The following is a 12,578-nucleotide window of genomic DNA, read 5'->3' on the forward strand; positions in this document are numbered from 1 at the left end:
AGCCCTGACTAAACTGACCGGTAAGGTGGTCCAAATTTAGGGCCGCAGTACATCCCTGCCGTCCTTCCCCCTTGGTTTCATGGAGATGCAGGCAGCGTCGCCAGACACGCAGACCCCATCAAGCGCCAATACCGATTTTGGTTGCGCCCCCCCTAGCGCTTGCCCAAGAAGTTCCCGTGCGATCTGGACCTGGCCAATCCCCAAAGCCCCACTTTGGGGGTTCCAGAGGGTACGGCTTGGCAGTGACCCGGTACCTGGCTTGTTGCGGGGGACTGAGGCTAGGGCTGAAGCTCGAGGCCCCCATGGCCTAGGCTAGGCGGACCACTCTCCCGGGGTCTTTAGGCGGGTTTACCCCTAGCCCTCCGAAGGGCACGTGGCTTCGGCTCCCTCGGGCCCGAGGGAATACGCAGGGTCAGCACCAGGCCCCTTGGCAAGGGGATGGGGGCGTGGTATAAAGGAAGGGTATGCCCTTCGGGGCCGGTTCACACGGAAGCGGGGAGTGAGGGTTCTCCCCCCTCTTTTCGTGTGGGCGAGCGCCAAAGGCGCCCGCCTTCCTCAGGAAGGCGCGTAAGGAGGATAGAGGCGGCATGGAAGAAAAGGCGACCCAGACCCCAGAAAAGACCTTCAGCATGGAAGAGGCCCTGCAGGAAGCCGAGGCCCGCTTGGAGAAGCGCGTGCGCCCCGGCCAGGTCCTGACGGGCAAAGTGGTCTTGGTGGGTTCCGAAGGCGTGGCGGTGGATATCGGCGCTAAGACGGAAGGCATCATCCCCTTCAACGAGCTCACGGAAAAGCCCCTCTCGGAAGAGGAGCTTAAGAACCTCCTCAAGCCGGGAGATCTGGTGCGGGTACAGGTGCTCAAGGTAGACCCGGAAACGGGCCAGATCCTCCTTTCCCGCAAGAAGGTGGAGGCCCAGGAGCACTGGGACCGCATCCGGGAGCTCTACGAGAAGGGCGAGCCGGTGACCGTCACGGTCAAGGAGAAGGTCAAGGGGGGCGTGGTCGCCGAGCTAGACGGCGTCCAGGCCTTTATCCCCGCCTCGCAGCTAGACCTCAGGCGCATCCCCAACTTGGACGCCTACGTGGGCCAGCAGATCCTGGCCAAGATCATTGAGTTGAACCGCAAGAAGGGAAGGGTCCTTCTCTCCCGCCGGGCGGTCTTGGAGGAGGAGCAGAAGAAGGCCAAGGAAGCCTTCTTCCAGAGCCTCCAGCCTGGTCAGGTGGTGGAGGGTACCGTGGTGGAGGTCACCGACTTCGGGGCCTTCGTCAACCTGGGCCCGGTGGACGGGCTTGTCCACCGTTCGGAGATCACCTGGGGCCGCTTCGGCCATCCCCGGGAGGTCCTGCACAAGGGGCAGAAGGTGCGGGCCCAGGTGGTGTCCGTGGACCCCGCTAAGGAGCGGGTCAACCTCTCCATCAAGGCCCTTATCCCCGATCCCTGGACCACGGTGGCGGAGAAGTACCCCGTGGGGAGCCGGGTGCGGGGGAGGGTAGTGAGCCTTACCGAGTTTGGCGCCTTCGTGGAGGTGGAGCCGGGCCTCGAGGGCCTGATCCACATCTCCGAGCTCTCCTGGACCAAGCGGCCCAAGCACCCTTCCGAGGTGGTGAAGGAGGGCGAGGAGGTAGAGGTAGTGGTCCTCCGCCTAAACCCTGAGGAGCGCCGTCTCTCCTTGGGCCTCAAGCAGACCCAACCCGACCCCTGGCAGCTCTTGGTGGAGAAGTACCCCCCGGGCACCGTGGTGAAGGGCAAGGTCACGGGGGTTACGGACTTCGGCGTCTTTGTGGAGCTGGAGCCGGGCATGGAGGGCCTGGTCCACATCTCCGAGCTGGACCACACCCGGGTGGAAAACCCCGCCGCCCTCTTTAAGAAGGGGGACGAGATGGAGGTGGTGGTCCTCAACATTGACCCCGTGGAGCAGCGCATCTCCCTTTCCCGCAAGCGGCTCCTGCCTCCCCCGCCCCCCAAGGCGGAGGAGGAGCGCCCGCGTCGGGCCAAGGGCAAGGAGGTTCGGGGGAAGCGCAAACCCTCTGGGGGCCGCCGGGAGGAGCGGCGGGAGTACGAGTACGGGGCGGTGGCGGAGTACAACCTTTACGATGCCTCCGCCGTGCCCACCGCCAGCACCAGCGTGAAGTTGGGCGACCTCTACGGGGACCTCCTGGCGAGCCTGGGTTTGGAAGAGGAGAAGTAAAACTTTTAGGGCCCCGGTTAAGGGGCCCTTAGGGCCCCCCGCTCAGGCGGGGGGCCTAAGGTTTAAAGGGCCTTTTCCGCTTCCCGCTTCCCGTAGAAGATGCGCATCAGGGTGTAGGAGAGGAAGAAGGTGAGCAAGGGGCCCCCAAGGACCAGGGTCCAAAGGACGGCGTTATTGCCCAAGAGGTAGCCCTTCTGCTGGAAGTCAATCTTGTAGCCCGCCAGGGTGCTCATGAGGAAGAAGACCAGGAGGGCCAGGATGGCGCTGGTGCGCACCGGGTGCTCGGAGGGGAGCTCCAGGTAGCGCATTTTGTCCTTGCGGGTGTCCACGAAGGGCAGAAGGAGGCCGATGAGGGCCAGGATGCCCGGCACCACCGCCCCACCGATGAACTCGGGCCCGATGGTGGCCCCAAAGAGTTTGAACTCCCAGCTGGAGGGGATGATTTGCAGGATGCCGTAGATCCAGAGGAAGTACCAGTCGGGCTTCACCGCCGGCGTGTTGGGGGTGGGCGGCCCGAAGGCCTCTACGGGGTGGGCGAGGAAAGCCCCGGCGATGATGGCCATGATGCCCACGTAAAGGGCGAAGAGGATGGTCATCATGACCATTTGCTGGGGGTACATGGGCACGCCCAGGATCTTCCCCGGGGCCACCTTCTCGGCGTAGCGGGGTTGGGTGTGCTTCTGCTTCACCATGATGGCCAGGTGGGCCCCGATGAGGGCCATGAGCAGAAGGGGAAGCCAGAGGACGTGGAGGCTAAAAAGCCGGGGGATAGAGTGGGGGGAGCCTGGGAACTCCCCACCGAACATCACCTGGGCCAGGGTACTCCCAATCCAGGGGATGGAGTTGGCGATGCCGTAGCCGATGCGGGTGGCGGTCACGGCGTAGTTATCGTAGGGAAGGGCGTAACCCGTGAAGGCGGTGACCACCGCAAGCCCCAAAAGGGCAAGCCCCACCAGGTAGTTGAGCTCCCTGGGCTTCTTGTAGGCCCCCGTGAGGAGGATGCGGAGCATGTGCAAGAAGGCGGCGGCGATCATCACGTGGGCCGACCAGTGGTGGAGGCTCCGGATCACGGCGCCGAAGGGGAGGCTGTCAATGTATAGGACGCTGGCGTAGGCGGCAGGCACCGTGCGCCCGTCGGGGAGCTTCACCTCGCGGATGGAGGGTTCAAAGTTCAGGGTGAGGAAGACCCCGGTGAGCACCAGGACCACGAAGGCAAAGAGGGTGATCTCCCCCAGGAAGAAGGAATGGTGCACCGGAAAAGCCTTCCGCAAAACCTTCTGGTAAAGCCCTGTGAGGTCTAGGCGTTCGTCCAACCACTTGTACATGCGTCCCTCCTAAACGTGGCGGCAGAAGCCTGCCTCGGCCTTGACCCCCACCTCGCCCAAGAACTCGCCGGCGGCCACCAAAACCCCGTCCTCCACCTTCAGGGGAAGCTGGGGCACGGGCCTAGGAGGCGGCCCGGCGAGGATCCTGGCCCCATGGGCGAAATCGTAAACCCCCCCGTGGCAGGGGCAGAGCCCCGCCTTTTTGTCCCCCACCCACTGGCTGATGATACAGCCCAGGTGGGTGCACACCGCCGAGTAGGCCACGATGCCCTCCACCCCGTGGCTCGCCACCTCGGGGGCAAGCTCCTCCGGAGCGTAGCGCACCACCAGCACCGTGTTCTTAGCCTCGCCGCTTTTCACCACCTTGGTCTTGAGGTCCATGGGGTAGGCGAGGACGAAGGGATCCCCCGGTTTAAGCTCCTCGGGGCGGATGGGCTTGGGCTCCCCACCCCCCTGGGCGTAGACCAGAATGTCCCCTGGCTTTAGGGGTTCCTTGTCCGGGGTGACCTCCTGCTTGGGCCGGAGGCTCGCCCCCACGTAGAAAGCGGAAACCAGGGAAAGCCCTATGCCGGTGCCGATGGCGGTCTTCAGGAAAAGCCGCCTTCTGGATGTGCGCAAGCGGATCTCGCGTTCGTCCATGCTTTACCTCACCAGGGGAACTCGCTCTTCTCCTCCTCGGTGATGACCTCGTCCCGGCCGAAGAACTTCTTGTAGATGCCAAAAAGGGCCGCCACCACCAGGCTGATGCTTCCGAAGATGAGGCCCTGGAGCCAGGTGGGGTTGTGCCCGGTCTGGGCGGAGTAGAGGATGAGGCGTACGAAGAAGCCGGACAGGGCGGTGAGGAGGAGGACCAGGATGACGCCTGCCGCCACGGGGGCGGTGGAGGGGGTGGGGAAGTGGCGGCCAGGGCGGAGTTCTACCCCTTCTAACCAATAGGAAACGAGGCCTATAAGCCCATAGAGGAGAAAGACAGCCCCGAAGGCCATGAGGCCGATCTGCCCCACGGAAAGCTCCGCTGGGGCGTGGCCTAGCAGGCGGGCAATGTGGAGCCCGTCCAGGTAGGCCGCATAAAAGAGGCCTGCGGCCAAGATCAGGGCGAAGGTGGGCAGGATGGGATCGTTGCGGTACATGCTCCCCCCTACTCCACCGGGCCGAAGTTGTTGCCGAAGCTGTTGCGGATGTAGGTGGCCACGGCCTTGAGCTCCTCCTCGCTGAAGTTGGCCCCCACGGCGGGCATGGCGCCCCGGCCGTTTTTCACCACGTTGAGGATGAGCTGGGCATCCTTCAGGTTGGGGTTCCCCGCCAGGGCCGGGAAGGCGGGGGGCATGCCCTGGCCGTTCGCCTGGTGGCAGGCGGCGCAGTGGCTCTCGTAAATGGCCTTACCCTTCTCCATGAGGGCCTGGTCCACGTTGGCTGCGGGGGCGGCGCTTTCCCCGTGGGCCTGGGCTTCTTGGGCGGGGGGCGCCACCTCGGCCACGATCTTTTCCGCGGCGGGAGAGAGGGCGAAGTAGGCCCAGATCCCGCCCAAGACCACCACCGAGGCTACGGCGTACCAGATGGGGTTGAAGCGCACAGGCTCCACGGGCAGCTCCGGCTCGCCCACCGCCAGGCGGAGCTCCACCTTGCCCGCCACTTCCCCGCCTTCGTCCAGGCCCAGGACCAGGACGTCGGGGTAGTTGTTCACGGTGAAGGGGATTTCCTTGACCTCTTGTCCTCCGCCCCGGAAGTGGGTCACGAGGCGTAGGGTGTGCTCGCCATCGGGGATCTGGCGGGTGTCCAGTTCTAGCCGGTAAGGGGGTTCCTTGAGAACCGCCAGGGGCTCCTGGGCGCCGTCTAGGTACACCTCAATCCGGTCTACGACCATTCTGCCTCCCTTTTGTGAAGCGGGGTGCAAACCCCCACTTCACCACTATAAGGGTGTGGGGGCCAGGACAGATGTCCCGCAAGGCCTAAAGAAGGAGCTCCCGAAGGCGCTTAACGCTTTGCTGGACCCCCTTCTTTCCCCCGCTCACCTCGAGGGCGGCGGTGCCGGCAAAGCCCCTGAGGTAGGGGGCGATCCTTTCCCAGGGTACGCTGGCAGCCCCCACCGGCAGGTGGTCATCCTTGCGGCCGTGGTTGTCGTGGAGGTGAAGGTGAAGGAGTTTCCCCCCCAAAGCCTCCAGGTAGCGCAGGGGGCCCGTGGGCCCGAGCTCCACCAGGGCGTGGCCCACGTCCAGGCAGAAGCCGTACTGGGGAAAGCGCTCCAAAAGGGCCCTTAGGTCCTCGGGGCCCCGGAGGAGGTCCTCTTCGGCAAGGGCCAGGTTTTCCAGGGCCACGGGGAAGGGGAGGGGGAGAAGGGCGGAAAGGGTCTTCTCCAGGGCCTCCCGGGCCAGGTCCAGGGCCATGGGGTGGCGCACGGGGATTTGGCCCGTGTGGAGGACCCCCACCTTCGCCCCCAGGGTATCCCCGAACTCCAAAGCCCGCTTAAGGCGGTCTTCCGAAAGCTTCCGGACGCTTGGGATGAGGCTTGCTGGGTTCATCTCCACGAAGGGGAGGTGGAGGGTGAAGCCCACGCCCAAGGCGCTCCCCGTGGCCTTGAGGCTTTTGGGGTCCGGTAAGGGGAGGACCTCGTGGAGGTCGTAGGCCACCTCCAGGTCCATCCCTTCCTCCGCCGCCAGGCGGAAGGCTTCCTCGTAGCCCATCTCCGCGTTGAAGGGGCTAAAGCCTATACGCATCCCGTCCATTTTAGCGGAGGGCCTCCGCCTTGCGCTGCGCCTCCTCTAGGGCTTTTTGCGAGGGTACCCCGCCCTTTAGGCTTTTCTCCAGGGCCTCGGCGAGGAGGCTTGCCCAGGTGGAGAACTGGGGCAAGCGGGGCCTTTCCTGGGCGTAAGCGATCTGCTCAAAGGCCACCTTGCGGAAGGGGTTTTCCCGGTAAAAGCCTTCCAGGAGGGGGATGGCGGATTTGCGCACAGGAACGTAGTAGCTGGCCTCTACCCAGCGGGCCACGTTTTTGGGCTCCATGAGGTAGCGCCAAAACTCCAAAGCCCCCCGCACCTGGGCCTCCGAGGCGCCCCGCAGGACCACGAGCTGGGCTCCGCCCATGGGCACCTTCCCCTGGGACTCCCGGGGCACGGGGGCTACCCCCAGGGTGAAGGCGAAGGAGAAGTTTTCCGCCGCTGGCCAGTTGGCGATGGAGGCCATCACCATCATCCCCTTGGTGCGCACGAAGTCCAGCTGGGCAAAGGTGGCCTCGGCCATGCTGCGCACGGAGAGGACCCCGGCGCGGTTTAGGCGCCAAAGCATCTCCAGGGCGTCCAGGGCTTCAGGGGAGAGGAAGTTGGGCTTCCCGTCCTTGACCAAGCTCCCCCCGCGGCTCGTCACCATGGCCTCAAAGAGCCAGGCCTGGGGGTCGGTGACGAAGATGAAGCCCTTGGTCTGACGGGAGGTTAGGGCCTTGGCCACCGCCTCAAACTCCTTCCAGTCCTTGGGGGGTTTGAGCCCTTTGGCCCGGAAGGCATCCAGGTTGTAGAAGAGGACCGGCGTGGAGGTGTTTAGGGGAAGGCCGTAGCGCTTGCCCTCCACCACCCCGTAGTTCCAGGCGGGTTCAAAGAGGTCTTCTAGGAACGCCCGGTCCAGGCTTAGGTAGCCATCCAGGGCCAAGGCCCGCCCTTCCCCCACCAGGCGGGGGAAGAAGGAGATCTCCGCCTGGAAGAGGACGGGCTGGCTCCCCGTGCGCAGGGCGGCCACCAGCTTGGTTTCGGCGTCCTTGTAGTCCCCGGCGTACTGGGGGGTTACCCGGTACTGGGATTGGCGGGCGTTGAACTCCTGGGCGAAGGTGGAGAGGAGCCTGCCGGCGGGGCCGTCCATGGAGTGCCAGAAAGGGATCTCGCTTTGGGCCAGGGCCAGGCTCCACGTGAGGAAGAGAACCCCAATCCGGCGCATGGTCCTATGCTACCCCAACCGGTTCAGGGAATTTTCAGGGCCCGGGTTTGCGCCTCTTCCAGGGCTTTCTTGGCGGGCACCTGGCCCTTTAGGGCCCGCTCCAGGGCCTCCTCGAGGGGAGGTGCCCAGAGGAGCAAGGGGCTATCCTGGTGCCAGGGGGCAAGGCGCGCCTTCTGGCTTAGGAGGAGGCGGCCCACCTCTTCCTTCCCCCAGGCTTCCTGGGCCTTTAGGCTTAGGGGCAGGTAGTAAACGCCTTGGGCAAGGGTGAGCTGGCGCTGGGCTTCGGCCATGTGGCGGTAGAAGGCTTCTAGGCCACGCCTTTCCTCGGTGGAGGCGTGGCGTAGGGCCACGAGGACGGAGCCCGAGGCTGCCACTTTCCCCTGGGCCTCGAGGGGCAAGGGAGCAATGCCGATGGTAAAGGGGAGCTGCGTGCGGCTTTTTACCGCAGGCAGGAGGGAGGAAGGCCCCATGGCCAAGAAGGCCTTGGTCCGAAGAAAGTCAGCCCCTGCGCTGATCAACTCTGTGGCGGAGCGCACCTGCAAAGCCCCTTCCCGATCAATGCTTTGGAGAAATTCCAGAGCTTTTAGGGCGCTTTCTCCATCCAGGGCAGGAGCACCCCCCTGGCTTAGGGCACCTCCTTGGGCCAGAACCAAGGTGGCGAAGCTGTAGACGTCTGCAGAGAAAAGGAGCCCCTTGGCCGCGCGGGTGGAGAGCTTCTGGGCTACGGCCTTGAGCTGGGCGAAGTCCCTAGGAGGGGTAAGGCGCCTGGCCCGAAGGGCGTCTTGGTTGTAGAAGAGCACAGCGACAGAGATGCCCAAAGGGTAGCCGTAAAGGCGTCCTTTTACCTCGCCCAAGCGTAGGAGCGCCGGATCTAGGTCCGGGATCTGGGGGGAGGGGAGGGGTTGGACCAGGCCCTCCTTTACCAGGACCGGTAGAAACCCAAGTTCCACCTGCGCCAGGGGTGGGGCTGTGCCGTTGCGGAGAGCGGCGGCCAGGAGCACGCCCATTTCCCGGTAATCCCCCACAAAGCGAGGTTCTATGCGGTAGCGGGACTGGGCCTGGTTGAACGCCTGGGCTTCTCCCTCCAAGACCCCTCCCTCCCCCAGGGTGTGCCAAAGGGGTAGGGCGATCTGGGCCCTTGCCCATGCGGCTAAGACCAGAAGCAGCAGAAATATCCGAACCATGGATTATCTCCTCTCCACAGCGAGGGCCTTCCGCTGGGCCTCCTCGAGGGCCGCCTGGGGCCTGACCCCTTGCTTGAGGCTCCTTTCCAGGGCCTCTTCCAGGTAGCCGTACCAGACCACGAGCTCGGGGTCCTGGCTCCAGGGCCGCCCCACCTCCGCCTGGGCGAAGACCGCTTGGCGCTCGGGGTCTTTCAGGAAGTCGGCGAGCTCCCTTTCCGCTTCTTTCCGCAGGGGCAGGTACCAGGTGGTGCGCACCCACGCCGCCTGGCGCTTGGGCTCCAGGAAGTGGAGCCAGAAGGCCACCGCCCCTTGCGCCTGTTCGGGGCTTGCCCCCTTGAGCACGGCCAAGGCGGCCCCGGAAAGGGGCACCGCCCCTCCCTCCCTTCGGGGCAAGGGGGCAAGGCCCACGGCGAAGGGGAGGGCGGTCTGGGCCTCCACCACGGGCAGGGCGGTGGTGGGTCCGATGCCCATGAAGGCCTTGGTGCGCAGGAAGTCGGCCACGGCGAACTGGGCCTCCGCCAGGTTGCGGGCTTGGGCGTGCCCTTTCTGCACCATGCGGTAAAGCATCTCCAAGGCCTCCACCGCCTCCTTGGAGGTGAAGGCGGGAAGCCCGTCCTTCACCAGGCTTCCCCCTAGGCTCATGACGATGGCGTTGAAGCTCCAGATGTCCGTGGAGACCACCATGCCCTTGGCGGTGCGGCCCGTGAGCCGGGCGGCGGCCTCCTCCACCTCCGGCCAGGTCCTGGGGGGCCTAAGCCCCCGGGCGCGGAAGGCGTCCTTGTTGTAGTAAAGGGCGGGGACGGAAAGCCCTAGGGGAAGCCCAAAGGTCTTCCCCTTCACCTGCCCCGTCCGAAGCATCTCGGGGTAGAGGTCCTTGGGGAGGTCCTTCAGGTAGGCGTCCAGGGGGAGGGCCACCCCCTCTTGGGCGAGCCTCGGCAGGAAGGAGAGCTCCCCGTGGAAGAGGACGGGAGCCCCTCCCGAGCGCAGGGCGGCCAGAAGCTTCACCCCCGCTTCCCGGTAGTCCCCCACGTAGCGGGCCTCGAGGCGGTAGGCCTTTTGGCTTGCGTTGAAGCTTTGGATGGCCTCTTCCAGAACCCGGTTTCCCGGGGGGCCAGCGGTGTGCCAAAAGGGGATGCTCACCTGGGCCGAGGCCCAGGCCCAAAGGGTTAAAACAGCCCAAAGGCGCCTCATCCCCCAAGCTTACCCGCCTTGGGGTGAGAGGGCGGTGAGGGGAAGCTCTAGGCCCTCCAGGAAAGGGAGGGCCTTCCCGTAAAGGGCCTTGCGGGCCTCCAGGAACTCCCGGTGGGCTTTGGGCCCAAGGAAGCCTTTGGGAAGAAGCTCAGGGGGCAGGAGGGGGTCCAGGAAGAGCACCTTCCGCATCTCGTGCACCAGGCGGGTGAGGGCGCGGAAGGCCTCCTCCGGCTCCTCGGGGGCTTCCAGGGGAAAGAGGGCCTGGTAGTGGGCCTGAGCCCTTTCCAGGGGGAAGATGGCCTGGATCTCTTCCTTGGGCCCCAGGTGCTCCCCGGCGAAGAGGGTGGCGGGAAGCCGGTAGAAGGTGAGGAGCTCCCGGGTGGCCTCGAGGTCCACCCCCGCCCCCAGGTAAACCCCCGATTGCAGGCTCCCGTAGCCCAAAAGGGCCATCTCCCGGCGGAAGCGCTCCCTTTCCCCCCGGTCCTTGGGGCCTTCCGGCAACACCAAAAGAAAGCGCCCATCCCAGGGCGGCCTCGGCCCGTAGAGGCGGCGGCGCACCTGCCGCACCTGCCAGTACACCCGGTCGGAAAGGGCGTAGTAAGCGGTGCGCCCCACCCGCTCGGGCCGCACCCAGCCCCGCTTGGCGCTCCGGGAAAGGGCGGCCCGCACCGCCGCTTCGGAAAAGCCCAGGGCCTCCATCATGGCCACGAGGTCCTTGACCCGGGCCCGGCGTTCCGGGTAGACATATTCCAGAAAAATGGTGAAGATGGTGGAGCGCGCCCGCATCAGAAGACGCTTTCTAAGCGCTTTTCCCGGTATTCCAGGAGGGCCTTTTCCAGGAAGGTGGCAAGGGGCATGGCCCCCAGGTTCCCCCGGTGGCGCCTCCTGACGCTCACCGTGCCCTCCGCCTTCTCCTTATCCCCCACCACCAGGATGTAGGGCACCTTCTGCACCTCGGCGTCGCGGATTCTGGCCTGCATGCGCTCGCTCCTCAGGTCCGCCTCGGCCCGGAGGCCCGCTTCCCTTAGCTTAAGGGCCACCTCTTGGGCGTAGTCCGTCTGCTTTTCGGAAACGGGGATGACCACCACCTGCACCGGGGAAAGCCATAAGGGGAAGTCCCCGGCGAAGTGCTCAATGAGGATGCCGATGAAGCGCTCCAAGGAGCCGAAGGGGGCGCGGTGGATCATGACGGGGCGGTGCTCCTCGCCGTCCGGCCCCACGTAGGCGAGGCCGAAGCGCTCGGGCAGGTTGTAGTCCACCTGGATGGTGCCCAGCTGCCACTCCCTGCCCAAGGCGTCCTTGACCACGAAGTCCAGCTTGGGGCCGTAGAAGGCGGCGTCCCCCGCCTCCACGGTGTAGCTAAGCCCTGCTTCCAGGGCCGCCTCCTCAATCTGCCTTTCCGCCAGGGCCCATTTGGCCTCGTCCCCCACGTACTTTTCGCTTCCGGGCTCCCTTACGCCGATGCGGGCCCGGTAGTCCCTAAGCCCCAAGGTGGCGAAGACCTTTAGGACCAGGTCCAAGACCCCCAAAAACTCCCCCTTCACCTGCTCGGGGGTGCAGAAGAGGTGGGCGTCGTCCTGGGTGAAGCCCCGCACCCGGGTGAGGCCCAGAAGCTCCCCCGCCTTCTCGTAGCGGTAGACGGTGCCGAACTCGGCGATCCTTAAGGGGAGCTCGCGGTAGGAGCGCTTTTTGTGGGCGTAGATCCGGATGTGGTGGGGGCAGTTCATGGGCTTGAGGAGGTACTCCTCCTCCTCGCCCCGTTCTTTGAAGCTGATGGGGGGGAACTGGCTTTCGGCGTAGTAGGGGTAGTGGCCCGAGGTCTTGTAAAGCTCCAGGCTGCCGATGTGGGGGGTGGTCACGAGCTGGTAGCCCCGCTTGACCTGCTCTTCCCGCATGAAGGCGATGAGCTCTTCCCGGATGACGTTCCCCTTGGGGAGCCAAAGCACCAGGCCCTTGCCCACCATGGGATGAATGAGGAAAAGCTCCAGCTCCCGCCCGATCCGGCGGTGGTCCCGCCGTTTGGCCTCCTCCAGCTGCCAGAGGTACTCCTTGAGCTCCTCGGCGGTGCGGAAGGCCACCCCGTAGACCCGTTGGAGCATGGGGCGCCGTTCGTCCCCTCGCCAGTAGGCCCCGGCCACGTGGGTGAGTTTGAAGTGGGGCGGGATGCGGCCCGTGGAGGGCACGTGGGGTCCGCGGCAGAGGTCGGTGAAACCGTAAGCCTCGTCCCCTTGTTGGTAGAAGCTGATCTCCTCCCCTTCGGGGATCTCCTGGATGAGCTCGGTCTTGTAGGGGTCCTTGCCCCGGTAGCGGGCCAAGGCCTCCTCCCGGGAGAGGACATAGCGGCGCAAGGGGAGGTCCTTTTGCAGGATGGCCCGCATCCTCTCCTCGAGGGCGGGAAGGTCCTCGTCCGAAAGGGGCTCGGGGGCGTCTATATCGTAGTAAAAGCCCTTCTCAATCACCGGCCCCACCCCGAGCCGCACGCTTTCCGGATCGTAGCCCTTTTCCTGGAAGTGCTCCTTCACCGCCTGGGCCAGGACGTGGGCCAGGGTGTGGCGGAAAAGGGTCTGGTACTCGGGGTCCTTCTCCGTGAGGATGCGCACCTTGGCCCCGGGGGGGAGGGGCTTGAAGAGGTCGTAGAGCTCCCCGTCCACGATGGCCCCCACCGCCGCCTTGGCCAGGCCCGGGCCCACGGCCTTGGCCACGTCCAGGGCGGTGGCCCCTTCCGGGACCTCGAGGGCCTTCCCATCCGGCAGGTAGACCGTCATGAACCC

Annotated in this window: 11 protein-coding genes; 1 reads left to right on the top strand and 10 read right to left on the bottom strand. The window is 65.5% G+C overall.

Going from position 1 to position 12,578, the window contains the following annotated elements:
• Nucleotides 1–587 precede the first annotated feature (587 nt).
• Complete coding sequence (locus L0C60_RS10300) at nt 588–2,186, top strand: 30S ribosomal protein S1 (RefSeq protein ID WP_234506955.1); 1,599 nt, start codon at nt 588–590, stop codon at nt 2,184–2,186.
• A 62-nt stretch (nt 2,187–2,248) separates the two neighbouring features.
• Here L0C60_RS10300 and L0C60_RS10305 read toward each other — a convergent pair whose 3' ends face one another.
• The 10 genes from L0C60_RS10305 to thrS form a co-directional block, all read right to left on the bottom strand.
• Nucleotides 2,249–3,511 (bottom strand): cytochrome b, encoded by a 1,263-nt coding sequence (locus L0C60_RS10305; protein WP_234506958.1) that lies wholly within the window; start codon nt 3,509–3,511, stop codon nt 2,249–2,251.
• 9 nt (nt 3,512–3,520) lie between these two features.
• Nucleotides 3,521–4,150: a QcrA and Rieske domain-containing protein gene (locus L0C60_RS10310; RefSeq protein WP_234506960.1), complete on the bottom strand. Its 630-nt coding sequence runs from the start codon at nt 4,148–4,150 to the stop codon at nt 3,521–3,523.
• A gap of 8 nt (nt 4,151–4,158) precedes the next feature.
• Nucleotides 4,159–4,641 carry a cytochrome C gene (locus tag L0C60_RS10315; protein WP_234506961.1) on the bottom strand — a complete coding sequence of 161 codons (483 nt, stop codon included), beginning with the start codon at nt 4,639–4,641 and terminating at the stop codon, nt 4,159–4,161.
• Nucleotides 4,642–4,649: 8 nt separating this feature from the next.
• Complete coding sequence (locus L0C60_RS10320) at nt 4,650–5,375, bottom strand: c-type cytochrome (RefSeq protein WP_234506963.1); 726 nt, start codon at nt 5,373–5,375, stop codon at nt 4,650–4,652.
• 85 nt (nt 5,376–5,460) lie between these two features.
• Nucleotides 5,461–6,225, bottom strand: a complete 765-nt coding sequence (locus tag L0C60_RS10325; RefSeq protein WP_234506964.1) for a sugar phosphate isomerase/epimerase family protein — start codon at nt 6,223–6,225, stop codon at nt 5,461–5,463.
• Nucleotides 6,226–6,235: 10 nt separating this feature from the next.
• Complete coding sequence (locus L0C60_RS10330) at nt 6,236–7,432, bottom strand: ABC transporter substrate-binding protein (protein WP_234506966.1); 1,197 nt, start codon at nt 7,430–7,432, stop codon at nt 6,236–6,238.
• Nucleotides 7,433–7,455: 23 nt separating this feature from the next.
• Nucleotides 7,456–8,616: an extracellular solute-binding protein gene (locus L0C60_RS10335; RefSeq protein WP_243092728.1), complete on the bottom strand. Its 1,161-nt coding sequence runs from the start codon at nt 8,614–8,616 to the stop codon at nt 7,456–7,458.
• 3 nt (nt 8,617–8,619) lie between these two features.
• A complete protein-coding gene (locus L0C60_RS10340; protein ID WP_243092729.1) occupies nt 8,620–9,807 on the bottom strand; it encodes an ABC transporter substrate-binding protein in 1,188 nt (395 codons plus the stop codon).
• 9 nt (nt 9,808–9,816) lie between these two features.
• The gene (locus tag L0C60_RS10345) at nt 9,817–10,593 is read right to left on the bottom strand and encodes a PaaX family transcriptional regulator C-terminal domain-containing protein (RefSeq protein ID WP_243092730.1); all 777 of its coding nucleotides are present in this window, start codon (nt 10,591–10,593) and stop codon (nt 9,817–9,819) included.
• On the bottom strand, nt 10,593–12,572 hold the full coding sequence (thrS, locus tag L0C60_RS10350; RefSeq protein WP_243092731.1) for a threonine--tRNA ligase: 1,980 nt from the start codon (nt 12,570–12,572) through the stop codon (nt 10,593–10,595). Before thrS ends, L0C60_RS10345 begins: the two co-directional genes overlap by 1 nt.
• Nucleotides 12,573–12,578 lie beyond the last annotated feature (6 nt).

This window comes from Thermus hydrothermalis (assembly GCF_022760925.1).
GTDB classification, from domain to species: domain Bacteria; phylum Deinococcota; class Deinococci; order Deinococcales; family Thermaceae; genus Thermus; species Thermus hydrothermalis.

Excerpts from the sequence above, each read along its gene's own strand:
- L0C60_RS10300 (WP_234506955.1), top strand. The coding sequence starts at position 588 with ATGGAAGAAAAGGCGACCCAGACCCCAGAAAAGACCTTCAGCATGGAA.
- L0C60_RS10305 (WP_234506958.1), bottom strand. The coding sequence starts at position 3,511 with ATGTACAAGTGGTTGGACGAACGCCTAGACCTCACAGGGCTTTACCAG.
- L0C60_RS10310 (WP_234506960.1), bottom strand. The coding sequence starts at position 4,150 with ATGGACGAACGCGAGATCCGCTTGCGCACATCCAGAAGGCGGCTTTTC.
- L0C60_RS10315 (WP_234506961.1), bottom strand. The coding sequence starts at position 4,641 with ATGTACCGCAACGATCCCATCCTGCCCACCTTCGCCCTGATCTTGGCC.
- L0C60_RS10320 (WP_234506963.1), bottom strand. The coding sequence starts at position 5,375 with ATGGTCGTAGACCGGATTGAGGTGTACCTAGACGGCGCCCAGGAGCCC.
- L0C60_RS10325 (WP_234506964.1), bottom strand. The coding sequence starts at position 6,225 with ATGCGTATAGGCTTTAGCCCCTTCAACGCGGAGATGGGCTACGAGGAA.
- L0C60_RS10330 (WP_234506966.1), bottom strand. The coding sequence starts at position 7,432 with ATGCGCCGGATTGGGGTTCTCTTCCTCACGTGGAGCCTGGCCCTGGCC.
- L0C60_RS10335 (WP_243092728.1), bottom strand. The coding sequence starts at position 8,616 with ATGGTTCGGATATTTCTGCTGCTTCTGGTCTTAGCCGCATGGGCAAGG.
- L0C60_RS10340 (WP_243092729.1), bottom strand. The coding sequence starts at position 9,807 with ATGAGGCGCCTTTGGGCTGTTTTAACCCTTTGGGCCTGGGCCTCGGCC.
- L0C60_RS10345 (WP_243092730.1), bottom strand. The coding sequence starts at position 10,593 with ATGCGGGCGCGCTCCACCATCTTCACCATTTTTCTGGAATATGTCTAC.
- thrS (WP_243092731.1), bottom strand. The coding sequence starts at position 12,572 with ATGACGGTCTACCTGCCGGATGGGAAGGCCCTCGAGGTCCCGGAAGGG.